15 protein-coding genes are annotated in these 23,343 nt (G+C 67.1%); 13 read left to right on the top strand and 2 right to left on the bottom strand.

Annotation, left to right across the window (positions count from 1 at the left end; genetic code table 11):
- Nucleotides 1–91 precede the first annotated feature (91 nt).
- Both KME82_RS18210 and KME82_RS18205 read left to right on the top strand, forming a co-directional pair.
- Complete coding sequence (locus KME82_RS18210; protein ID WP_215495310.1) at nt 92–2,266, top strand: S46 family peptidase; 2,175 nt, start codon at nt 92–94, stop codon at nt 2,264–2,266.
- Between the two features lie 609 nt (nt 2,267–2,875).
- The gene (locus KME82_RS18205; protein ID WP_215495309.1) at nt 2,876–5,086 is read left to right on the top strand and encodes a S46 family peptidase; all 2,211 of its coding nucleotides are present in this window, start codon (nt 2,876–2,878) and stop codon (nt 5,084–5,086) included.
- A 360-nt stretch (nt 5,087–5,446) separates the two neighbouring features.
- On the opposite strand, the gene KME82_RS18200 is transcribed toward KME82_RS18205, so the two are convergent.
- On the bottom strand, nt 5,447–5,680 hold the full coding sequence (locus KME82_RS18200) for a DUF6289 family protein (protein ID WP_215495308.1): 234 nt from the start codon (nt 5,678–5,680) through the stop codon (nt 5,447–5,449).
- 317 nt (nt 5,681–5,997) lie between these two features.
- Nucleotides 5,998–6,225, bottom strand: coding sequence for a DUF6289 family protein (locus KME82_RS18195; RefSeq protein WP_215495307.1), 228 nt, complete (start codon nt 6,223–6,225; stop codon nt 5,998–6,000).
- A 479-nt stretch (nt 6,226–6,704) separates the two neighbouring features.
- Between KME82_RS18195 and serA the strand changes: the two genes are divergently transcribed.
- From serA to KME82_RS18140, 11 genes are all read left to right on the top strand, one after another.
- Nucleotides 6,705–8,267 (top strand): phosphoglycerate dehydrogenase, encoded by a 1,563-nt coding sequence (gene serA, locus KME82_RS18190; RefSeq protein ID WP_046657599.1) that lies wholly within the window; start codon nt 6,705–6,707, stop codon nt 8,265–8,267.
- 2 nt (nt 8,268–8,269) lie between these two features.
- Nucleotides 8,270–8,914, top strand: a complete 645-nt coding sequence (locus KME82_RS18185) for a histidine phosphatase family protein (protein WP_215495306.1) — start codon at nt 8,270–8,272, stop codon at nt 8,912–8,914.
- Between the two features lie 972 nt (nt 8,915–9,886).
- Complete coding sequence (locus KME82_RS18180; RefSeq protein WP_215495305.1) at nt 9,887–10,831, top strand: energy transducer TonB; 945 nt, start codon at nt 9,887–9,889, stop codon at nt 10,829–10,831.
- 60 nt (nt 10,832–10,891) lie between these two features.
- A complete protein-coding gene (folC, locus tag KME82_RS18175) occupies nt 10,892–12,169 on the top strand; it encodes a bifunctional tetrahydrofolate synthase/dihydrofolate synthase (protein WP_430538849.1) in 1,278 nt (425 codons plus the stop codon).
- A 358-nt stretch (nt 12,170–12,527) separates the two neighbouring features.
- On the top strand, nt 12,528–13,622 hold the full coding sequence (locus KME82_RS18170; protein WP_215495303.1) for an SPOR domain-containing protein: 1,095 nt from the start codon (nt 12,528–12,530) through the stop codon (nt 13,620–13,622).
- Between the two features lie 74 nt (nt 13,623–13,696).
- The gene (locus KME82_RS18165; RefSeq protein WP_215495302.1) at nt 13,697–14,587 is read left to right on the top strand and encodes a CvpA family protein; all 891 of its coding nucleotides are present in this window, start codon (nt 13,697–13,699) and stop codon (nt 14,585–14,587) included.
- A gap of 192 nt (nt 14,588–14,779) precedes the next feature.
- Nucleotides 14,780–16,249, top strand: coding sequence for an amidophosphoribosyltransferase (gene purF, locus KME82_RS18160; protein ID WP_215495301.1), 1,470 nt, complete (start codon nt 14,780–14,782; stop codon nt 16,247–16,249).
- A gap of 13 nt (nt 16,250–16,262) precedes the next feature.
- A complete protein-coding gene (locus tag KME82_RS18155; RefSeq protein WP_215495300.1) occupies nt 16,263–17,078 on the top strand; it encodes a ferritin-like domain-containing protein in 816 nt (271 codons plus the stop codon).
- Between the two features lie 558 nt (nt 17,079–17,636).
- Nucleotides 17,637–20,087 carry a S9 family peptidase gene (locus KME82_RS18150; protein WP_252255405.1) on the top strand — a complete coding sequence of 817 codons (2,451 nt, stop codon included), beginning with the start codon at nt 17,637–17,639 and terminating at the stop codon, nt 20,085–20,087.
- Nucleotides 20,088–20,126: 39 nt separating this feature from the next.
- Nucleotides 20,127–20,561: a hypothetical protein gene (locus KME82_RS18145; protein ID WP_215495299.1), complete on the top strand. Its 435-nt coding sequence runs from the start codon at nt 20,127–20,129 to the stop codon at nt 20,559–20,561.
- Between the two features lie 104 nt (nt 20,562–20,665).
- On the top strand, nt 20,666–23,119 hold the full coding sequence (locus tag KME82_RS18140) for a S9 family peptidase (protein WP_252255403.1): 2,454 nt from the start codon (nt 20,666–20,668) through the stop codon (nt 23,117–23,119).
- Nucleotides 23,120–23,343 lie beyond the last annotated feature (224 nt).

Genomic DNA, 23,343 nt, shown 5'->3' with positions numbered 1-23,343 from the left:
TCGGCCCTCCGCGCGGCCCTCGTTCGTGGCGGCCCCGGCCCGATGGGGCTAGACTTTCACACTGTTTTTTCGCACTCAGCAGGGGAATACGATGCGCTACACCGTAATGGCCGCCGCGATCGCGGCAGGGACGCTGGCTCTGGGCGCTGCGACTACGGCCAGCGCCGTCGAAGGCATGTGGGTGCCGCAGCAGCTGCCGGAAATCTCCGTGGCGCTGAAGAAGGCCGGGCTCAAGCTCAACGCCAAGCAGCTGGCCGACCTCACCGGCGACCCGATGGGCGCGGTGGTGTCGCTGGGCGGCTGCACCGCCAGCTTCGTCGCGCCGCGCGGGCTGGTGGTGACCAATCACCATTGCGCCTACGGCGCGATCCAGTTGAATTCGACCGCGCAGAAGAACCTGATGCGCGACGGCTTCAACGCCGCGACGATGGATCAGGAAGTCTCCGCCGGCCCGTCCTCGCGCATCTACGTGCTCGACTCGATCCAGGACGTGACCGCGCAGGTCAAGGCCGTGATCGACGATGCGGTCGAGCCGATCGACCGCACCCATGCGCTGGAAGCGATCGAAAAGAAACTGATCGCCTCGTGCGAAGCCGAGGCCGGCTACAGCTGCGAGCTGTACAGCTTCTTCGGCGGCGGCACCTATCGCCTGTTCCGCACGGTCGAGATCAAGGACGTGCGCCTGGTGTATGCGCCTCCGGGCAGCATCGGCAACTACGGCGGCGAAGTCGACAACTGGATGTGGCCGCGCCACACCGGCGACTTCTCGTTCTACCGCGCCTACGTCGGCAAGGACGGCAAGCCGGCCGAGTACTCCAAGGACAACGTTCCGTATCAGCCCAAGCGCTATCTGAAGCTGGCCGACAAGCCGCTGGGCGAAGGCGATTTCGTCATGGTCGCCGGTTACCCGGGCCGCACCAATCGTTACGCGCTGGCCAGCGAGTTCGATTCGACCGCGGGCTGGACCTATCCGACCATCGCCGGGCACTACAAGGCCCTGATCGAACTGGTCGGCGAAACCGCGAAGAAAGATCCGGAAATCGCGGTGAAATACGCCAGCACCGTGCGCGGCTGGCAGAACACCTCGAAGAACTACGACGGCCAGCTGGAAGGTTTCGAGCGCATCGGCGCGGCGCAGAAGAAGGACGCCGACGAAGCGGCCGTGCTCGACTGGCTGCGCAAGCGCGGCGCGCAGGGCGCCGCGGCGCTGGCCGCGCACGACAAGCTGGTCGAGGTCAATCAAAGCGCGGTCGCGCACCGTCAGCGCGATCTGGTCTTCAGCCAGTTGCGCCGCGTCGGCGTGATCTCGGCGGCGGGCACGCTGTACCGTTTGTCGGTCGAGCGCGCCAAGCCCGATGCCGAGCGCGAGGTCGGCTATCAGCAGCGCGATCTGCCGAGCATCAAGGGCGCGCTGGAGCAGATGGAGCGCCGTTACGACCCGCGCATGGACCGCGAACTGCAGGCCTATTGGCTACGCGAGTACGTCAAGCTGCCGGCCGGCGAACGCATCGCCGAACTCGACCGCTGGCTCGGCGGCTCCGATGACAAGGCGATCAAGCGCGGCATCGACAAGCTGGCCAAGACCAAGCTCGGCAACACCAAGGAACGTCTGGCGCTGATCGACGACGATCGCGCGAGCATGGACAAGAGCAAGGACCCGGCGATCCAGCTGGCCAAGGCGCTGTTGCCGGCGGTGCTGCGCATCGAGCAGGAAGCCAAGACCCGCGACGGCGAATCGCTGGCGGCGCGGCCGGTGTACCTGCAGGGCGTGATCGATTACCGCAAGAGCAAGAAGCAGTCGGTGTATCCGGATGCGAACTCGACCCTGCGCATCACCTTCGGCAACGTCAAGGCTTACACCAAGCTCGACGGCAGCAAGCAGGCGGCGTTCACCAAGCTCGAAGAGGTCGCGGCCAAGGCCACCGGCCAGGACCCGTTCGATGCGCCCGACAGCTTGCTCGAAGCGATCGCCGACAAGCGTTTCGGCGGCCTGGTCGACAAGCGGCTGAAGTCGGTGCCGGTGAATTTCCTGTCCGATCTGGACATCACCGGCGGCAACTCCGGCTCGCCGGTGCTCGACGGCGAAGGCAAGCTGGTCGGCCTGGCGTTCGACGGCAACTGGGAGTCGGTGAGTTCGAACTGGTTGTTCGATCCGACCATGACCCGGATGATCGCGGTCGATCAGCGCTATATGCGCTGGATCATGCAGGAGGTGTATCCGGCGCCGCAGTTGTTGATTGAGCTGGGCGTGCCTGCGAAGAAGTAATCGCGGTTGCTTTGTTGAATGGGCGAAACGCCAGTCGGGAAACCGGCTGGCGTTTTGTTTTGTCGGGTGGCGTGGTTGCGGCGAGAAGCGAAAAGCAAAAAGCGAGAAGCAAAAAGCGAGAAGCAAATCCCCCGCGATGGTTGTTTCGGCTGCGCAAGGTTGCGCGGGCGCGGCCCCCTTTTGCAAAGGGGGCAAGCAGTGGCGCTGCGTTAGGTGGCAAAAGCTCAAATCATTGAGCACCGAGCACCGAGCACCGCGCATCGAACGTCGGATCTCGATCAATGATTTTCGGACAGCAACTACCGATCGATAACAAACCGCATCGGCCCAACGAAGCCGTGTTTTAACTACGGATCGATAACAAACCGCGTCAGCCCAACGAAGCCGTGCTTTTCCCCCCTTTGAAAAAGGGGGGCAGGGGGGATTTGCTTTCGCTCCCAAACGCTAACGAAATTTTAGCGTTACCCCCGAAATCCCAAGCAAAACTGAGCGCAGGCTAAAACTCCGCGCCCCATCCGCATGCCGATCCGGTCGTATGCCGCTTCCGCCATGGCGTTCACAGTTTTCCCCGGGCTAGACTCGACCTCCCGCGGACCCAGGACGTTTTTGATGCGATATACGGCGCTGGCCAGAGCGATGGCCATGACAGGGACGTTGGTGTGCGGCGCGGTCTGGGTCGATGCCGCGCAAGCGGTCGAGGGCCTATGGACGCCGCCGCAATTGCCCGAGCTCGCTTCGCAACTCAAGCAAGCCGGCCTGCGCGCCACCCCCAAGCAACTCGGTCAATGGGCCGACCCCAAGGGCGATCCGCTCGGCGCGGTGGTGCCGCTGGGCGGCTGCACCGCGAGCTTCGTCTCGTCCAAGGGCCTGCTGCTGACCAACCAGCACTGCGCGCTCGGCGCGATCAATCTCAATTCCACGCCGCAACGCAATCTGCTGCGCGACGGCTTCAAGACCGGCACCAACAACGAAGAGGTGTCGGCCGGGCCGAATGCGCGCATCTACGTGCTCGACTCGGTCCAGGATGTGACCGCGAAGGTGCAGTCCGCATTGACCGCGGCCGGCGACCCGCTCGCGCGCATCGAAGCGCTCGACGCGCTGGAAAAACAACTGGTCGCCGACTGCGAAAAGACGCCGGGCTACGGCTGCCGTCTGTACAGCTACTCCGGCGGCAACAGCTATCAACTCCAGCGCAGCATCGAGATACGCGACCTGCGCCTGGTCTATGCGCCGCCCGACAGCATCGGCAACTTCGGCGGCGACAACGACAACTGGCTGTGGCCGCGCCACAGCGGCGACTTCGCCTTCTACCGCGCCTATGTCGGCAAGGACGGCAAGCCGGCGGCGTACGCGATCGACAACGTGCCGTATCAACCCAAGCGCTGGCTCAAGATCGCCGACAAGCCGCTGGGCGCCGGCGATTTCGTCATGCTCGCCGGCTTTCCGGCGCTGACCAACCGCTACGCGATGGCCGACGATTTCCAGGCCAACGCCGATTGGACCTATCCGACCGTCGCCGCGCATTACCGCAAGCTGGCGGCGCTGATCGAGACCGAAAGCCGCAAGAATCCCGAGATCGCCAGCAAGTACGCCGGCACTTTGCGCGGCTGGCAGGGCGCGGCCAAGAGCTACGAAGGCCAGGTCGACAGTTTCCGCCGCGCCAACACCGCGCAGATCAAGCGCGACGAAGAAACCGCCTTGCTCGAATGGCTCAGCAAGAAGGGCGCGGCCGGCAGCGCCGCGGTGTCGGCGCACGCGCGTCTGGTCGAACTGGGCCAGCAGGCGCGCGCGCAGCGCGATCGCGACCTGGTGATCGGCCAGTTGTACGCGACCGGCTCGTTGGCGACCGCGATGCAACTGTACCGCTCGGCGATCGAACGCGCCAAGCCCGACAGCCTGCGCGAAAACGGCTACCGGCAACGCGATCAGGCCGCGTTCGAGAACCAGCTGCGGCAGATGGACCGGCGCTCGGACCCGCGCATGGACCGGCAGTTGCAGAACTACTGGCTGCGCGAATACATCAAGCTGCCGAAGGAGCATCGGGTCGAGGCGCTGGATCGCTGGCTGGAAGGCGACGACGACAAATCGATCAAGCGCGCGCTCGACCGCATCGCCAAGTCGCGCTTGAACAATCCCGACCAGCGCACCAACTGGCTGCGCGCCGATCGCCTTACCTTCGAACAGGGCAAGGACGGGGCCAAGGACGGCGCGATTGGATTCGCGGTCGCGGTGATGCCGACGGTGTTGCAGATGGAGCAGGAAATCCGCAGCCGCGCCGGCGAAACGCTGGCGGTGCGGCCGGTGTATCTCAAGGCGCTGGCCGATTACCGCAAGAGCGTGGGGCAGGTCGCGTATCCCGACGCCAACGGCTCGCTGCGGGTCGGTTACGGCACGGTCACGCCTTACACCAAGGACAACGGCGCGCGGCAATTGCCGTTCACGCGGGTGGAGGAAATCGTCGCGCGCAACAGCGGCGCCGCGCCGTTCAACGCGCCGCCGGCGCTGCTCAATGCGGTGTCCGCCAAGCGTTTTGGCAATGCGCTGGCGGACAAGCGACTGGAGTCGGTGCCGGTGAATTTCCTGTCGGACCTGGACATCAGCGGCGGCAATTCGGGCTCGCCGGTGCTCGATGCGCAGGGCAAGCTGGTCGGCCTGGTGTTCGACAGCAATTGGGAATCGGTGAGCGCGAGCTGGCTGTTCGATCCGGCGTTGACCCGGACGATTTCGGTCGATCAGCGCTACATGCGCTGGATCTTGCAGGAAGTGTTCCCGGCGCCGCGGCTGCTGGCCGAGATGGGTGTGCCGGCGTCGGGGAAGTGAGTGCTTTGGTGTCGCGGAAAATATCGTCTGAGCATCTGAGCATCTGAGCATCTGAGCATCTGAGCATCTGAACATCTGAACATCTGAGCTTCGGCCGCCGGCGCGAGCCGAGAGGTTTTTTGTGGGAGGGGCTTCAGCCCCGATGCTTTTCGCTCAGCAGTGGTGTGCTCTACAGACCCTGACCGAAAAGCATCGGGGCTGAAGCCCCTCCCACAAAAGACTTCGGGGCTGAAGCCTTTCTCGCAAAAGAATTCGTGGCTCGCGCTGCACTTGCGGGCGGAAAAACAACGGGCCGGCAATGCCGGCCCGTCGCTTGTTTCATCTATCGCATCGGCGCATCAAGCCGCGCCGCAAACCCGATCAATCGCGCGGCGGCGGGCAGATCATATGGCCGGCGCTGTAGTTGGCGGTGCGCACGCCCGACTCGGTGTACACGCCCGAGCAGCTCAGCTGGGCGTGGCCGACTTCGTTGCCGCTGGCGTCGAAGTAGAAATAGAACTCGCCGATTTCGTCCGGACCCGGCGGACGGGCGAGGGCGACTGTGGCGACGAGGGCGGCGGCGAGGCCGAAGCCGAGAGCAAAGGATTTACGCATGACGAAACTCCTGTGGCGAAACCAAGGATGGACGTCCGCCGCGACGCGAGCGCCGCGCGGACGGTGATGGACCCCTCGAAGGTGCGGCGCGATTCGCCGTTGACGTCGCTCACGTCAGGCGGGCCGTGCCATGCGCCGATCGCTGGATCGGTACTACGGATAACGCGGTGACGATGGTGGATGCGCGGGCGGACGACGCGAATGGATCGGTTCGGCGATCGCAGGCCTGCCGCATGCACCGTTCAAGCAACTGCACGATCGGATCGGCGAATCCCGCGCTCACTCACGCAGCCGGCGCGCTCGCCGATCCGCGACGATCACGGCTCCGGATCGCACAGGTAGTACCCCACGCCGTAGTTCTTGGTGGCCTTGCCCCAGAACTCGGGCGTGCCGTCGCAATGGATCGAGGACTGGCCGACCACCGTGCCGTTGGCGTCGTAGTAGGTGTAGATCTGGCCCGGACCGGTGGGACCGATCGCGGCGACCGCGGCGCCGACCGCGGCGAGCGCCGCGAAGCCGAGCGCCAGAGCGAATTTCTTGCGCATGATGAGGTTCTCTCTTCGTGTGCCGGCACAGTGCCGGCGCGTCGAAGCTAGGACGCAGTTCGCGATTACTCAACGTGACAACTAACACCTTTGTGTAGCTTTGTGATGGGGGTCGGGTTGGTTTCGGGAATTGGGAATCGGGAATGGGGAATCGTTGAAGCGGGCGCATCGGATTGCCGATCGGAGCGATTGCTTTGTCCGCTCGCCTTTGCTTTTGAAGCGATTCCCTATTCCCGACTCCCGATTCCCGCGGGCGCTTGCAAAGCAAGCACCCGCTACCGTAGGCTGCCCGGGCAGTCGCGGATTCCCATGCCAGCCGGCCCCGTCTCCCGACCCGTGTCAGATGCCGCTTCCACGCGGCGCCGCTTGCGGCGGATTCGTCCCTGTTCAGGGCCGTGATCCCAACCCCAGGCGATCCATCTACCCGTAGTGCCGGCTCGCAGTGTCTCCCGTCTGTCCCTCACGACTTGGAGCTTGCGATGAAAGTACTGGCCTGCGATGGCATTCATGAAGACGGTCTGGCCCTGTTCCGCGATGCGGGCTGGGATGTCGTCGTGTCCGATCCGATCAAGGAACCCGCCGCGCTGGCCGCCGCGCTCAAGGGCGTGGACGCGATCCTGGTGCGTTCGGCGACCAAGGTGCCGGCCGAAGCCCTCGCCGATGCCGGCCAGTTGCGGGTGATCGGCCGCGCCGGCGCCGGCGTCGACACCATCGACGTGGACGCCGCGACCGAGCGCGGCATTGCGGTGATGAACGCGCCCGACGGCAACACCCTGGCCGCGGCCGAACACGCGATCTCGCTGCTGTTCGCGCTGGCCCGCCACATCCCGCGCGCCGACGCCGGCATGAAGGCCGGCGAATGGCCGAAGGCCGGGCTCACCGGGTTCGAACTCGAAGGCAAGCGGCTCGGCGTGATCGGCCTGGGCCGCATCGGCGGCACGGTCGCGCGCAAGGCGCAGGGCATCGGCATGGAAGTCGCCGCGCACGATCCCTTCCTGCCCGCGTCCGCCGCCGGCAAGGGCAGCGTGCCGCTGAAGACGCTCGAGGAACTGCTGGCCTGGGCCGACGTGGTGACGCTGCACATCCCGCGCACCAAGGAAACCACCAACCTGCTTTCCGAAACCAGCATGCGCACGATGAAGAAGGGCGCCTACCTGATCAACGCCGCGCGCGGCGGACTGGTCGACGAAGCCGCGCTGCTGACCCTGATCGAAGAAGGCCATATCGCCGGCGCCGCGCTCGACACCTTCGTCACCGAACCGCTGCCGGCCGATTCGGCGCTGCGCGCCAATCCGAAACTGATCTTGACCCCGCACCTGGGCGCGTCCACCAGCGAAGCGCAGCAGGCGGTCAGCACGATCCTCGCGCGCCAGATCATCGATTTCGTCGCCACCGGCGCGGTCGCCGGCTGCGTCAACCTGCCGCCGCTGACCGCCGAAGCCGCGCGCGAAGTCGGCCCGTGGATGCCGCTGATGTCCTCGCTCGGCCGCCTCGCCGCGCGCCTGGTGCCGGCGCCGACGCGCCTGGAAATCACCTATGCCGGCCGCACCGAAGCGCTGGATACGCGGCCGTTGTCGCGCTTGCTCGTCGCCGCGTTGCTCGGCACCGCCTCGGGCCGGGTCACGCCGGTCAACGCGTTGCAGGAAGCCGCGGCGCGCGGCCTGGTGGTGTCGGAAACCCTCGGCGGCGACGGCGACGGTTTCGACCGCCTGCTCAAACTGCGTGTGGTCGGCGAGAACCGCACCCGCGAGATCGAGGCGACCTTGCACCGCGGCCCGCGCGTGGTGCGTCTGGATGGCGTGGAAATCGAATTCGACCCGCAGGCGCACGTGCTGCTGCTGCGCAACGAAGACCGTCCCGGCATGATCGGCGTGGTCGGTTCGACCCTCGGCGCGGCCGGCGTCAACATCGTGAATTTCGCGCTCGGCGCGGCCGGCGACGGCCAGGCGCGCGCGGCGATCACGGTCGATCGTCCGGTCAACGACGAACAACTCGCCGCCTTGCGCGCGACCCCCGGCATCCTCTCGCTGGCGCAGGTGTAAGCATGCGCATCTTGCTAGCCCGCCACGGCGAAACCCCGTGGAATGCCGAAGGCCGCTACCAGGGCCAGGAAGACATCGCGCTGTCGCCGGTCGGCGAATCCCAGGCGCGCGCGCTCGGCGCGCGCCTGCGCGAGGTGTCGATCACCCGCGCGGTGGCCTCGCCGCTGTCGCGCGCGCGCTACACCGCGCAGCTCGCGCTCGGCGAGGAGCGCGCCTCGATGCTCAAGCTCGATCCGGGCCTGATGGAAATCGCCCACGGCACCTGGGAAGGCCTGCTCGCCAGCGAAATCCGCGAGCGCGACGGCGACCGCCTGCGCGCGTGGCGCGACACGCCGCATGAAGTGCTGATGCCCGGCGGCGAATCGATCGTGCATGTGCTCGACCGCGCCTGGCCGGCGTTCGCGCGCGCCTGCGAGGGCCTGCGCGACGACGACACCTTGCTGGTGGTCGCGCACGATGCGGTCAACCGGGTGTTGCTGTGCAAGGTGCTCGGTATTCCGCTGTCGAAGTTGTGGACGTTCCGGCAGGCGCCGACGACGTTGAATCTGCTCGAGGGTGACGATGTGGATCATCTCGAGGTGGTGCGGCTCAACGACTGCAGTCATCACACGGCGTTGTTCGGGGAGGCGGTGCATCGGGCGTTGTAGCCGGCGGCGACGCGCATGGATGGGTTGTCGTGCGCCGTCGTTGAAGCACGAGGCGACGTAGCGACATCGCAGCCGTGTAGGAGCGGCGCGAGCCGCGACCGCGGCATGACGACAACATCGCAACCTGCGCCGTAGTTGTGTTTTCGCGGTCGCGGCTTGCGCCGCTCCTACAGGGAGGCCATGTGGCTTGCGCCTGAAGTCTTGCAGTTCATCCAGCGCTGCGAAGCCCCTGACTCGCGTTAGCAAACGCACACCCGGAGGGCGACGCGCATGGATGCGCGTCGCGCGCCACCGGGACATGGAAGTCCCGTGTGGCGCGTGCCCGCGCAAGCCCCGCACTTGCGGGCACTTGATTCAAAGAAAAGCGTTTTTCTTTGGTTACCTTTCTTTTGTCGCTTTTGACAAAAGAAAGTGACCCGCCGCTTTAGTGGCGGAAACTTTTGATCCTGCTTGCAGCTCTAAAAGCTTCAAAGCTCTAGAGCCTTTGAAGCCAAAGACAAGATCAACAGCTTTCGTCCGCAAGCGGCCGAGTTACTTTCTTTTGTCAAAAGCGACAAAAGAAAGGTAACCAAAGAAAAACGCTTTTTTGTGGATCAAGGGCCCGCGCGTGCGGAGCTTTCGCAGGCATGCGCCACACGAGACATCCTGTCTCGGTGGCGCACGGCGCACATCCCTGTGCGCCGCCCTCCGGGTGTGCTGTTGTTCTCGCGAGTGCAGGCGTCGCAGCGCTGGATGGACTGCGCGACTTCGGATTAAAGGCAAAGTCAGTCCAAGGCCGAGCCTCAACTGCATCGGGGCGCAGTCGGCGATTGATCGGGAGCGCCTTCCTTTTTTAATCGTCCCAATGCGATCCAAGCCAGGGAGCGCTGCCTTGCGCCGCACCCCGCCGATGGCTCATCCACACCCCACGCCGCCGCGCTTGTGATGCAATACGCCCCGCCGCAGGACGCGGCGCCGGAACGGGGGAGAACGGTGTCGAAATTCGCAACCAGATACGCGGCCCTGCTGGCCGCGCTGATCGCCGCGCCGGTCGCGGCGCAATCGATCGCTCCCGGCGGCGGTGCGCCGATGCCGGACGGCTGTCCCGCCGGCGCGCCGTCGCGGCCGACGCCGACGTATCCGATGGATATCTACGGCGCCGCCGGCAGGGTGACCCTGGTGCTGGATATCGACCGCTGCGGCCTGGTCGATCAGGTCTGGATCGAGACCGATTCGGGTTACGAAGCGATGGACTACGCCGCGGTCGATAGCGCGAAAGACTGGCGCTTGAGTCCGCAGTATCGCGATGGCGTCGCGGTGCCGTCGCGGGTGCGGGTGCCGGTCGACTTCGCCCGGCCCACGCCGCAGCAGATGGCCGACTACCACGCCCGCGCGCAGGCCCAGTGGGATGTGGTCTGGCCCTTGACCCAGGTGGCCGAAGTGGCCGCCGCCGGCGACGGCAGCCTCGACGGTTTTGTGCCCGACGCCTTGCCGATGGACGAGGGCAGCGCGACCGAACTGATGCTCAAGGCGCGCCGCGAAGGCCACGAGGTGCCCGGCGGCGAACTGGGCTGGCCGGCGCTGCGCGTCAGCAACGATCGCGGCGCGTTCCAGTGGCTGCTGATCGAAGACGGCCATCCGGCCGCGCCCTCGCTGATCCGCCAGCGCCTGGTCAGCGACGGCAAGAAATCCTTCTACGCCAGCCGCGTGCTGTGCGGCGCGGCGAAGCCCGCGGCCTGCGCGAAGCTGGACAAGATGGTGCGCGACTGGCCGCGTCAGCGCGCGGGCGAGCCGTTCCCGAAGCAATTGTCGGCGGAGCCTCCGTTGCCGCCGCAGCGCACGCCGTCGCGGCGTCCGCTCGGCCCCTCGCGGCTGGTCCCGAACGATGCGAAAACGCCCACCGATCCGGCGGCGCGGCCGGCGTGGCGGCGCCGCTGAGCGATCGATGCGACGCCGGCCGCTCGACCGGGCCGGCGAATTCGCGAGTTCTCTGCGAGAATTCGCAGCATGCAACGCACTCTCGCCGACTGGCTCTCCCACATCGAACGCATCCACCCCAAGTCCATCGACATGGGGCTCGAGCGCATTCGCGACGTCCATCAGCGCCTGGGCCTCAAGCGCCCGGGCAAGAAGGTGATCACCGTCGGCGGCACCAACGGCAAGGGCTCGACGGTGGCCTTCATCGAGGCGATCGCGCGCGCCGCGGGCCGCCGCGTCGGCGCCTACACCTCGCCGCATCTGCTGGCCTACAACGAGCGCATCCGCATCGACGGGCGCGACGCGGACGATGCCGACATCGTCGCCGCGTTCGAGGCAATCGAGGCCGCGCGCGGCGAGGTCGTGCTGACCTATTTCGAATACGGCACCCTGGCGGCGTTGTGGCTGTTCGAGCGGGCGAAGCTGGATCTGGCGATCCTGGAGGTCGGCCTGGGCGGGCGCCTGGACGCGACCAACCTCGTCGATCCGGACGTGGCGGTGATCACCACGGTCGATCTGGACCATCAGGACTACCTGGGCGACGACCGCGAGGCGATCGGTTTCGAAAAGGCCGGGATCGCGCGCGCCTGGAAGCCGCTGGTGCTCGGCGACGACGATCCGCCGTCGAGCGTGCTCGGCCACGCTTATGCGATCGGCGCCTCGGCGGTGCGCGCGGGCTGCGATTTCTTCTTCGAATCGATGTCGGGAACCGATCACTGGCGCTGGCGCGAGGTCGGCTATCGGGTCGAATTGCCGGCGCCGGCCTTGGCCGCGCCGGCGCAGCGGCGCAATGCCGCGGTCGCGATCGCCGCGTTGCGGGCGCTGCGGCCGTCGCCGACCCGCTTGCAGTTCGCCGAGGGTGTCGCCGCCGCGCGGGTGCCGGGGCGGTTGCAGCGCTTCGAACGCGACGGGGTCGAGATCGTGGTCGATGTCGGCCACAACCCGCAGGCCGCGCGCGAACTGGCGGCGTGGTTGCGGGCCGCGCCGGCGGCCGGGCGGGTGCGGGCGGTGTTCGCCGCGCTCGGCGACAAGGACGTGGTCGGCGTGGTCGAGGCGCTGGCGGAGCAGGTCGACGACTGGTATCTGGCCGGACTGACCGACAGTGGCCCGCGCGGGATCGGCGTGGACGCGTTCGCCCTGCGGCTGCACGGCAGCGCGGCGGGCGAGGGCCAGCGGCATGCCGACGTCGCCACGGCGCTGCAGGCGGCGCGGGCGCAGGCGGGCGAGGGCGATCGGATTTTGGTGTTCGGCTCGTTCCACACCGCGGCGGCGGCGCTGGCGTGGTTGGGGGCGCACTGAGCCCCGGCGCCTTACGAAACCGCGACGGTCCCTGCAGGAGCGGCGCGAGCCGCGACCAACCGAAGAGGCCGAATACCACGCAACCCACCGAAGCGGTAATGGCCGGAACGCTTTCGCTCCCAATGCCCGGAGCGAGCTGGCTTCGGACGGGACGCTTGCGTGCGTGGCTTGGGTTGGTCGCGGCTCGCGCCGCTCCTACAGGGGGCCGCCGTGGCATTGCATCGCCGTGAAAAACGGCACCCCAACACGCCCGGTTATCCTGAATACAACGCTCCGACCCGGCCATGTACACCGGACCGATGCCCGCTCGGGGGTATAATTCGCGCCGGCATCCGGCCTTGCGAGTGATCGAGTAGCGATGGAACCTGCCCTGAAACAGCGATTGATCGGTGCGATGGTGTTGGTCGCGCTGGCGGTGATCTTTCTGCCCATGCTGATCAAGGGGCCGGCGCCCGCAAGCGGCGCCTCCGACGTGCCGTTGACCTTGCCCGACCAGCCGCAAGGCAGCGGCGACATCGAAACCCGCGAACTGCCGCTGATCACCCCGGGCGATGCGCCCCAGGGCGGCGTGGTCGGCATGGACCATCCCGCGCCCGCGACCGAGCCTGCGCCCGGCGGCGACGGCCAGACCCTGCCGACCGTGGACACCGCGGCCGGCAACAAGGGCATGCTGCCGGCGGCCACCGCCGGCGGTGATTACGCGGTCAGCTTCGGCAGCTACGCCAGTGCCGGCGACGCCGACCGGGTGATCGCGGCATTGCAGGCCGCGCGTCTGCCGGGTTATCAGGAAACCGTCGCCAGCGCCGCCGGCCGCACCGTGTACCGGGTGCGGATCGGGCCGTTCGCGACCCAGGCCGACGCCGAGTCCGCGCGCCTGAGTTCGGCGAAGGTCCGCAACGACATCGGCGCCAAGGTCGTGGTCCTGAACGCCGACGCCGCCGATCCGGCGCTGAGCACGCCCGCGGCCGCGTCCAAGCCGGCGGTCAGCGCGCCGCAGCCGCTGGCCGAAACCAAGCCGGCCAAGCCGACGCCGTTGCCGCCGACGCCGGTCAAGCCCGAACCGGCCAAGCCGGTCGCGGCCAAGCCCGCCGAGGTCAAACCGACCAAGCCGGCCGAACCGATCAAGCCCGAGACCAAGCCGGTCGCCGCCAAACCGGCCGAAACCAAGCCGGCCGCGCCCAAGCCCGTCGAGCCGGCCAAGCCCGCGGCCGCAGCCACCGGTTTCGCCGTGCAACTGGGCGCCTTCGGCAACGCCGAAGAAGCCAACAAGCTGCGCGACCGCGCGCGCGCCGCCGGATTCAGCGCTTTCGTCGAACAGGTCCGCACCGACAAGGGCACGCTCAACCGCGTGCGTATCGGTCCGGTGGTCAACCGTGCCGACGCCGACAAGCTCAAGGCCCAGGTCGCGAGCAAACTCGGGGTCGCCGATGCCCTGGTCAAGCCGCATCCGTGATCGACGGTCGCGGCGGGCAGCCAGGGCGGTCGCGGCGGTGAGCCGCGAGCGGAAACACTAAGGAGCGGCACGCTATGACGGCATTGGATTGGGGTTTGTTGTTGATCGTCGGTCTGTCGGCGATCCTGGGCATGGCGCGCGGCCTGATCGGCGTGGCGGTGTCGCTGGCGGCGTGGCTGCTGGCGGGCGTCGGCGCGTTCCTGTTCGGCGGCGAAGTCGGCCGCAGCCTCGGCGACGGCCAGATGGGCTGGGCCTCGTACATGGGCGGCTATGCGCTGGCGTTCGTGGCGATCTGGATCACGGTGGGGCTGATCGGCCTGGTGATCCGCCGGATCGCGCATTCCTACGGCCTGTCGGAGATGGACCGGCTGATGGGCCTGGGCCTGGGCACGATCCGCGGCCTGATCTTCGCCTGCGCCTTGCTGGTGACCTTGGGCATGACCACGCTGCCGCGCGAACGCGCCTGGCGCGAATCCAGCCTCGCCGCGCTGCTGATGCCGGGCGCCAAGCTGATGCGCAGCGGCCTGCCGGACGCGATGGCGCGCAAGGTCGATCTGGAAGGGCGCGGCACCTCGTTGCAGGCGACCGTGCAGTCCGAGGCGAAGAGCCTGGAGAAGAATCTGAAACAGCAGGTGCCGCAGGGGATTCCCGGCGGCATGGGCGGCTTCGGCGGTGGCGGCGGTGGACTGGCCGACCTGATCCCGGCCGGGCTCGGCGGCGCCAACCAGGGCAACAACAACGGCAACATCAATAACAACAACGGCAGCGGTGGACTGCGCGACATCGCGCTGCCGCAGCCACTGCCGGAAGAACAAGCCTCCGGCGGCTTGCAGGACCTGCTGCCCGGCGCGATGCGCGACCTGTTGCCGCGCGGCGCCGGCGGCCAGGGCGCGGCGAACCGCACCCAGGGCGATCCGGCCCGGGTCGACCCACACAACCAGCAAGACGACAAACGCGTGAATTGAGCCACGCCAGCGGCCACGGACGGCGGACGTAACGCAACTCGGCGAGGGGTGGGTATCGCTCCCCGTCGCCCGCATTTCGCAGTAACCGTTGTTCGCAACCGGGCTTCACAACTCGTTCCGCAACGCGCGCCGTCCACGGCAGTTCTTCGGTCGCGCCACGCATCATCGACATCTCAGCAGGATTCAAGCGCTATGTGCGGCATTCTCGGTATCGTCGGCAACACGGATGTCGCCGCTCAGCTCTACGACGGTCTTACGGTGCTGCAGCACCGCGGCCAGGACGCGGCCGGCATCGCCACCGCCGACGGCGCGCGTCTGCGCGTGCATAAAGGCAACGGCCTGGTCAGCGACGTGTTCGACGAAAAGGCCATGCGCCTGCTCGAAGGCCGGGTCGGCATCGGCCATTGCCGCTACCCGACCGCCGGCAGCGAAGGCTCCGACGAAGCGCAGCCGTTCTACGTCAACTCGCCGTTCGGCATCGCCCTGGCCCACAACGGCAACCTGATCAACACCGACATGCTGCGGCGCGAGGTGTTCGAACAGGACCGTCGCAACGTCAACACCGAATCGGATTCGGAAGTGCTGTTGAACGTGTTCGCGCACGAGCTCGACCGCCAGCGCGTGCTCACCCCCGAGGCCGCGTTCGGCGCGATCGAGGGCGTGAATCGTCGCTGCATCGGCGGCTATGCGGTGGTCGCCACCGTGCTCGGCCTGGGCCTGGTCGCGTTCCGCGACCCGCACGGCATTCGTCCGCTGGTGCTGGGCAAGCGCAACACCGGCGGCCAGGACGAATACGCGATCGCGTCCGAATCGGTGGCGCTGGACCTGCTGGGTTTCGAGCGCCTGCGCGACGTGCGTCCGGGCGAGGGCATCGTGATCAACGCGCGCGGCGAACTGTTCTCGCGCCAGTGCGCGCAGCCGCGCCAGCACGCGCCGTGCATTTTCGAATACGTCTACTTCGCCCGTCCCGACTCGATGATGGACGACGTGTCGGTGCACAAGGCGCGCATGCGCATGGGCCAGACCCTGGGCGAGAAGATCCAGCGCCTGCGTCCGGACCACGACATCGACGTGGTGATCCCGATCCCCGACACCTCGCGCGACTCCGCGCTGGAAATCGCCAACACCCTGGGCGTGAAGTATCGCGAGGGCTTCATCAAGAACCGTTACGTCGGCCGCACCTTCATCATGCCCGGGCAAGGCGAGCGGGCGAAATCGGTGCGGCGCAAGCTCAATCCGATTCCGCTGGAATTCCGCAACCGGGTCGTGCTGCTGGTCGACGATTCGATCGTGCGCGGCACCACCTCGCGCCAGATCGTGCAGATGGCGCGCGATGCCGGCGCGCGCAAGGTCTACCTGGCCTCGGCCGCGCCGCCGGTGCGCTTCCCGAACATCTACGGCATCGACATGCCGTCGACCGACGAACTGGTCGCGCACGGCCGCAGCGACGACGAAGTGCAGACCCTGCTGGGCTGCGACTGGCTGATCTACCAGGACCTCGACGCGCTGGAACAGGCGGTGTCCGGACCGAAGCACCGCATCGATCACTTCGATTCGTCGTGCTTCAACGGCGAGTACGTCACCGGGGTGGAACCGGGCTATTTCGAGCGCATCCAGCAACTGCGCTCGGACGACGCCAAGAAGACCCGACGCGCGTCGTAAGCGCGCGCCGGCCATGCTCGATTCGGGTTCGCTGTTCGACGCCGCACGCGCCTGCCTGGATGCGGCCACGCCGCAGGCCAAGGTCGAGCTGACCTTCGCCTGCGCGCAGGCCTATGCGCGCGGCGAACTGAGCACGCCGGCCGATGCGCCCGCGCCCGATCCGATCCGCATGCCCGGCCGCCCCGCGCGGCCGGCGCTGGTGCATCCGCGCGAATTGCCCAAGCGGGGCTTCGGCACCGCTGAGGGCCGCGCCGCGTTCGTGCATGCGATCGCGCACATCGAATTCAACGCCATCGACCTGGGCTGGGACGCGGTGTACCGCTTCCGCGGCCTGCCGGCGCAGTTCTATGCCGACTGGGTGAGCGTGGCCAGCGACGAAGCGCGCCATTTCAGCCTGCTGCGCGCGCGCTTGCAGGAGCTGGGTTACGACTACGGCGATTTCGACGCGCACAACGGCCTGTGGGAAATGGCCGAGAAGACCGCGCACGACGGCCTGGCGCGCATGGCGCTGGTGCCGCGCGTGCTCGAGGCGCGCGGGCTCGACGTGACCCCGGGCATGATCGTCAAGCTGCGTTCGCTCGGCGACGGCGCGACGGTGGCGATCCTGGAAACGATCCTGCGCGAGGAAGTCGGCCACGTCGCCGCCGGTTCGCGCTGGTACCGCTGGTACTGCGAACGCGCCGGCATCGACCCGGCGCCGCGTTTTCGCGAACTGCTGGGCGAATACGCGCGCGCGGTGCTGTATGGGCCGTTCAATTTCGAAGCGCGCAGCGCGGCGGGGTTCGACGATGAGGAACTGCGGATGCTGGAGGCGTTCGTCGAGCGTTGAGATGGTGGGATTGTCGCTTCTGATCGGAGAGCGTCAGGGCTGAAGCCCCCTCCCACAAAAGACCTCGTGGCGTCGCATGCGTTTGCGTTGCTCAGGGCGCCATGGAGTTGACTGAGTACACGCGGCGAACCGCACCATTTCGCGCTCAATGTTTTTCCGAAACCCGCGAAACTCGCGACAGCAGCGACAGCCACGAGGTCTCCTGTGGGAGTGGCTTCAGCCCCGACGCTTTCCTCTCCGCCGCGATCATCGACACGAAGGCAGCGCCTACGCAGCACCGGTTGACCTGCGGCTTGCATCAGCGACAGCAACGACAGCAGCGAAAGCCACGAGGTCTCCTGTGGGAGGGGCTTGAGCCCCGACGCTTTCCTCTCAGCCGCGATCATCGACACGAAGGCAGCGCCCACGCAGCACCGGTTGACCTGCGGCCTGCCTCACAGCCCAAGTCCACACACCGCAGCCCCGACCCCGCCGCCCGGTCGGACTGCCTCGCAATGCAAAGCCAGCCCCCGGCGCCTGTGCCATCGTCGGCCTTCCATCGAAGGGAAGGGGGATGGCATGAGTCGCTATGGGATGTGGGCCGCCGCGCTGCTGTGCGCCGCGGTTGGACCGGCGTGGGCGCAGCCCGCGTCGTTGAGCGCGCAAGACTACGCGCGCGCCGAGAAGGTGCTGGACTACAACCTCAAGGGCCAGATCAAGAACGCGGAGATCACCCCGCATTGGTTGCCCGACGGACGCCTGTGGTATCGCCGCGACGGCGATCAGGGCGCGCAGTACATGCTGGTCGATCCCGCCGCGCGCAGCCGCGAGCCCTTGTTCGATCCGGCGCGGATGCGCGAAGCGATCCGCGCGCTTCTGCCGGCCGCCGCCGAAGGCATGCCCGAGCCGCTTTCGGTCGTCGTCGAAGAAGGCGTACTGCGCGCACGATTCGCCGGCGACGCGAAGCAGCAATTGTCCTGCGATGTCGCCGCCAACCAATGCCGCATCGTCGCGGCGAACACACCCGATCCCTTGTGGCTGCCATCGCCCGACGGCCGTCGCGCAGCATTCGTGCGCGACTACAACCTGTGGCTGCGCGATCTCGACAGCGGCCGCGAGCGCGCGCTGACCCAGGACGGCGAAGCCTTCTACGGCTACGGCACGATGCCCGATCTCGCCCTGCACGCGGTGCCGGCGCGGCAGGGACGTTGGAAGGTGCCGCCGTTCGCGGTCAACTGGTCGCCCGACGGCAAGCGCCTGTTCGGTTCGCGTTTCGACGAACGCAAGGTGCAGCCGTACCCGATGCTGGCGATGGTGCCCCAGCATGGCTATCGGCCCGAGCTGTACACCATCCGCCTGAGCCTGTTCGGCGATGCCGAGCAAGCGCGGGCCGAATGGTTTTCCGTCGATGTCGACGGTGCCGGCAAGGTTCAGCGCATCGTCGCTCCCGACGGCTGGTCGCCGGTGATCGAGGCCGATATTTTCGGATGGTCGGCCGACAACCGCCGCGTCTATGCCTCCATCGCCAATTACGGCCGTCCGGCGCGCATGCGTCTGGTCGAACTCGATCTGGACACCGGCCGTTCGCGTGAAGTGCTGGAAGAAAAATCCGCCACCCGCGTGCAGGTCAACGACTTTCTCTACAACCGCGCCGCGGTGCGGGTGTTGAATCGCAGCCATCAGGTCGTGTGGTTTTCCGAGCGCGACGGCTGGGGCCATCTGTACCTGCACGACTTGCGCGACGGCCGCCTGATCCGCCGCCTGACCTCGGGCGAATGGCTGGTGCGCGATCTGATCGGCGTCGACGAAAACCGGCGCGCGGCGTACTTCACCGCCGGTGGCCGCGAGAGCGGCGATCCGTATCTGCGTCGTCTGTACCGGGTGTCGCTCGACGGCGGCGAACCCGTGTTGTTGACACCCGAAGTCGCCGATCACGCGCTGGAGGTCGGCGCGAGCGCGATCCTCGGCGGAGACGGCATCGATCTGCTGTCGCCGTCGGGCGATTACGTGGTCGATAATTTCTCCACCCTCGATACCGCGCCGCGCACCGTGCTGCGATCGACCCACGACGGCGCGATCGTGCTCGAACTCGAACGCGCCGACACTTCGAAAGTGATCGCCGCCGGTTGGCGCGCGCCGCAGCGGGTCACGCTCAAGGCCGCCGACGGCCGCACCGATCTCTACGCGACCGTGTACTTCCCGCCGGACTATTCGGCGAAGACCGCCAAGCCCGGCCAGTACCCGGTCATCGACGCGTTCTACGGCGGACCGCAAGTGACCAACGCGCCGGTCGGCATGGCCGAAGCGGTGTCGGCGACCAATCCGATTTCGCGCTCCAGCCTCGCCGCCTTGGGCTTCGTGGTGGTGACCATCGACGCACGCGGCACGCCGGGGCGATCGCAGGCCTTCCATGACGTGAGCTTCGGCGCGTTCGCCGATCCGCAGATCGACGATCACGTCGCCGCCATCGGCGAACTGGCGCGGCGCTATCCGGGACTGGACCTGCAGCGCGTCGGCGTCTACGGCCATTCCTTCGGCGGCTACAGTTCGGCGCGCGCGATTCTTTATCGGCCGGAGTTCTACAAAGTCGCGGTGTCCTCGGCCGGCAGTCACAACTACCAGGGCATGTACTCCAGCCTCAACGGCATGGAGCGCCTGCTGGCCGGCGAGGTCGACTACGGCAACGGCCGCACCGTGCGGCCCACGCCCGACGCGATCCCGGAAAACTACCGCGGCCTCGACAGCGCCACCCTGGCGCAGAACCTGCGCGGCAAGCTGATGCTGGTGTACGGCGACCTCGACGAAAACGCGCTGCCGGCGGTGACCGCGCAATTGTCCGCGGCGCTGATCCGCAACAACAAGGACTTCGACCTGTTGTACCTGCCGAACCAGAATCACGAGCTGTTTCGCAACGACGCGTATTACACCCGGCGCATGTGGGATTACTTCGTCGAGCATCTGATGGGTGCGAAGCCGCCGGTGGGGTACAAGCTGGCACCGCCGCCGAAGCCCGGTGGGGTCGGGTACTAAGATAAGTGCTGGGTCGACTGGTGCGATGGAAGGGGTGCAATGAGTCAGCAGGAATATCCGCATGCGCTGGACTGCGCCTGGATCGCATCCGATGGACAAGGGCACGTGGCGGTCTTCATTACCGCCGGTGAGGGACCGATCCCGGCGCAGGCTCTGCGCGGCGACTTCTTTCCTGTTGAGGAAGTGGAATCCAGAGTGCTGCGCCTGAGCATCCGGCCCGGTCAGGCGGTAACGAATCTGTGCGACGCGCCTGACCCCGGTTCCTATATCGCGCTGGCGCAGCGTGGCGTGTTCGTATACGACTGGACGGATTTCACCAGTATCAAAGGGTCATTGAACGCATACGAATTGGTCGCCCGGCCGCTGCTGCCGATCACCTGCGCCGATTTGTCGATCGATTTGCGAGAGGTGGCGCAAGCCGTGAGATTTACCGACGTATGCTTCGCCGACGCGAGCCTGGTCGCAGTGAAATAGCTCCGGCGGTGCGTTACGCCGCAGCGCGTCATGCTGGGGCCAAGGTAGGTAAAGTCCGAGTGTTTGGGTTATGCGATCTTCTTCTTTCATACCTGGGGAAGGGGATGGCATTGAAACGATGGGCGATCTGTATCGCGGCGATCTGCGCCGCGATGTCCGCTGCCGGTCAGGCGCAACCGGTGGCCTTGTCCGCTGCCGATTACGCGCGCGCCGAGCGCGTGCTGGATTACAACCTCAAGGGCCGGATCAAGAACGCGACGGTCGCGCCGCAGTGGCTCGCCGATGGCCGCTTCTGGTATCGCCGCGACGGCGAGCGCGGCGCCGAATACGTAGTGATCGATCCGGCTCGCGTCGAGCGCCGGCCGTTGTTCGATGCAGCGCGTCTGGGCGAAGCGATGCGTACCGCGTTGCCGTCGGCAACGGCGGCGCCGGAACTGTTGGCGCTGCGCGCGGACGGCGAAGCGTTGCATGCGCGGCTGCGGGGTGTGGACGCGCGCGACCTGGAATGCGACCTGCGGACCTATCGCTGCGAGGCAATAGCCGCGATGCACGCCGATCCAGGCTGGCTGTTGTCGCCCGACGGCAGTCGCGCGGCGTTCGTGCGCGAAAACAACCTGTGGCTGCGCGATCTGCGCAGCGGCGCCGAGCGTGCGCTGACCTCGGATGGCGAAGACCACTACGGCTATGGCGTGCAACCCGACTTCGCCATGCGCGGCGTGCCCCGTCGGCAGGGCCGCGGTCAAACCCGGCCGTACGCGGCGTCGTGGTCGCCCGACGGCCGCCATCTGTTCGGCCTGCGTTTCGACGAACGTAAAGTGCTGCCGTATCCGTTCGTCGCGCTCGCACCCGAACACGGCTTTCGCCCAGTCGCCTACGAGTTGCGCCTGACCCTGCCGGGCGATCGTGAGCCGGCGCGCGACGAATGGTTCGTGGTCGACGTGGAGGCTGGCGCCACGCGTCGCATCGCGATGCCGGGCGGCTGGAATGCGATGCGCGAGGCCGGCGTGCTGGGTTGGTCGCAGGACAACGGCCGGGTGTATGCCGCGATCGCCAACGACGGGCGGCCGACACGGGCTCGCATGGTCGAGATCGCTCTGCGCGACGGCGCGGTGCGCGAGGTGTTTGAGGAAACCTCCGACACCCGCGTGCAGGTCAACGATTTTCTGACCCGGCCGCCCGCGGTGCGTGTGCTCGCCGCGAGCGATGAAGCGGTGTGGTACTCCGAGCGCGACGGATGGGGCCATCTGTATCTGTACGATCTGCGCGACGGCCGATTGATTCGCCGCCTGACCGGCGGCGACTGGGCGGTACGCGAGATCATCGGGGTGGACGAACCTCGGCGCCGCGTGTACTTCACCGCAGGCGGCCGCGAGCCGGGCGATCCGTATCAACGTCGCTTGTACCGCGTATCGCTCGATGGCGGCGAGCCGACCTTGCTGACCGCGGAGCGGGCCGATCACGACATCAACGACGCCAGTGGCGGTTTCGCACGCAGCGGCGCGGCCGATCCCTTGTCGCCCTCGCGCGATTATGTGGTCGATACCTATTCGACCCTCGATCAGGCGCCGCGCAGCGTGTTGCGCTCGACCGAAGACGGCGCGGTGATCGCCGAACTGGAGCGCGCGGATGTGTCGGTGGTGACGCAGGCCGGCTGGCTGCCGCCGCAACGGCTCAAATTCAAGGGCGCCGACGGCCGCACCGACGTCTATGCCACGGTGTACTTTCCGCCGGATTACGCGCCCGAACGCGCCAAGCCCGGCCAGTACCCGATCATCGACGCGATCTACGGCGGCCCGCAGGTGACCAATGCGCCGGTGGCTTATGTCGAAGCGACCGCGGCGATCAATCCGGTCTCGCGCTCCAGCCTGGCGCGGCTGGGCTTCGTGGTGATCAGCATCGACGGACGCGGCACGCCGGGCCGTTCGCGCGCGTTCCACGATGTCAGCTACGGGCTCAATCACGACACCCAGATCGACGATCACGTCGCCGCGATCGAGCAACTGGCCGCGCGTTATCCGGGCCTGGATCTGCGGCGGGTCGGCATCTACGGCCATTCCTTCGGCGGCTATTCCTCGACCCGCGCGATCCTGCGCCGGCCGGAGTTCTACAAGGTCGCGGTGTCTTCGGCCGGCAATCAGAATTTCCAGGGCATGTACGCCGGCGGCGTTCTGGGCCTGGACCGCCTGCTGACCGGCCCGCTCGATTACGGCAACGGCGAACGCTTTCGGCCAAGCCCGGACGCGGTGCCGGCGGTGTATCGCGCCTTCGACAACGCCGGCCTGGCCGATCGTCTGCAAGGCAAGTTGTTGCTGGTGTACGGCGATCTCGACGAGAACGCCTATCCGGCCGTGACCGTGCAGCTGACCTCGGCCTTGATCCGCGCCAACAAGGATTTCGACCTGTTGTACCTGCCGAACCAGGATCACGAATTGTTCCGCAACGATCCGTACTACACCCGGCGGATGTGGGACTACTTCGTCGAGCACCTGATGGGCGCCAGACCGCCGGCGAATTATCGGCTGCAGCCGCCGAAGCAGTTGAGCACGTCGGGGTTTTGAGCGATTGAGCTCATGCGCGATGAGACAGGCAAGTCGGCGATAGGGACTCGCCCGCTTTCTCGATGACGCGGCCGGATACTGGTGACCACAAAAACCTCGCGTCGAAGCGCGAGGTTTTTTGTGGGAGGGAGCTTCAGCCCCGACGCTTTTGGTGCCGTTCGCCATGAACTGACCGAACAGCGTCGGGGCTAAAGCTCCCTCCCACAAAGTCGCCGCTATCGCTC

Source organism: Lysobacter capsici (assembly GCF_018732085.1).
Classification (GTDB): domain Bacteria; phylum Pseudomonadota; class Gammaproteobacteria; order Xanthomonadales; family Xanthomonadaceae; genus Lysobacter; species Lysobacter capsici_A.
Note: the sequence above shows the minus strand (reverse complement) of the source record. Positions and strands in the feature narration are given on the sequence as shown.

Coding starts and splice junctions, on each gene's coding strand:
- KME82_RS18155 (WP_215495300.1), top strand. CDS start 16,263: ATGCTCGATTCGGGTTCGCTGTTCGACGCCGCACGCGCCTGCCTGGAT.
- KME82_RS18195 (WP_215495307.1), bottom strand. CDS start 6,225: ATGCGCAAGAAATTCGCTCTGGCGCTCGGCTTCGCGGCGCTCGCCGCG.
- KME82_RS18205 (WP_215495309.1), top strand. CDS start 2,876: ATGCGATATACGGCGCTGGCCAGAGCGATGGCCATGACAGGGACGTTG.
- KME82_RS18200 (WP_215495308.1), bottom strand. CDS start 5,680: ATGCGTAAATCCTTTGCTCTCGGCTTCGGCCTCGCCGCCGCCCTCGTC.
- KME82_RS18150 (WP_252255405.1), top strand. CDS start 17,637: ATGAGTCGCTATGGGATGTGGGCCGCCGCGCTGCTGTGCGCCGCGGTT.
- purF (WP_215495301.1), top strand. CDS start 14,780: ATGTGCGGCATTCTCGGTATCGTCGGCAACACGGATGTCGCCGCTCAG.
- KME82_RS18170 (WP_215495303.1), top strand. CDS start 12,528: ATGGAACCTGCCCTGAAACAGCGATTGATCGGTGCGATGGTGTTGGTC.
- serA (WP_046657599.1), top strand. CDS start 6,705: ATGAAAGTACTGGCCTGCGATGGCATTCATGAAGACGGTCTGGCCCTG.
- KME82_RS18145 (WP_215495299.1), top strand. CDS start 20,127: ATGAGTCAGCAGGAATATCCGCATGCGCTGGACTGCGCCTGGATCGCA.
- KME82_RS18185 (WP_215495306.1), top strand. CDS start 8,270: ATGCGCATCTTGCTAGCCCGCCACGGCGAAACCCCGTGGAATGCCGAA.
- KME82_RS18210 (WP_215495310.1), top strand. CDS start 92: ATGCGCTACACCGTAATGGCCGCCGCGATCGCGGCAGGGACGCTGGCT.
- KME82_RS18165 (WP_215495302.1), top strand. CDS start 13,697: ATGACGGCATTGGATTGGGGTTTGTTGTTGATCGTCGGTCTGTCGGCG.
- KME82_RS18140 (WP_252255403.1), top strand. CDS start 20,666: ATGGCATTGAAACGATGGGCGATCTGTATCGCGGCGATCTGCGCCGCG.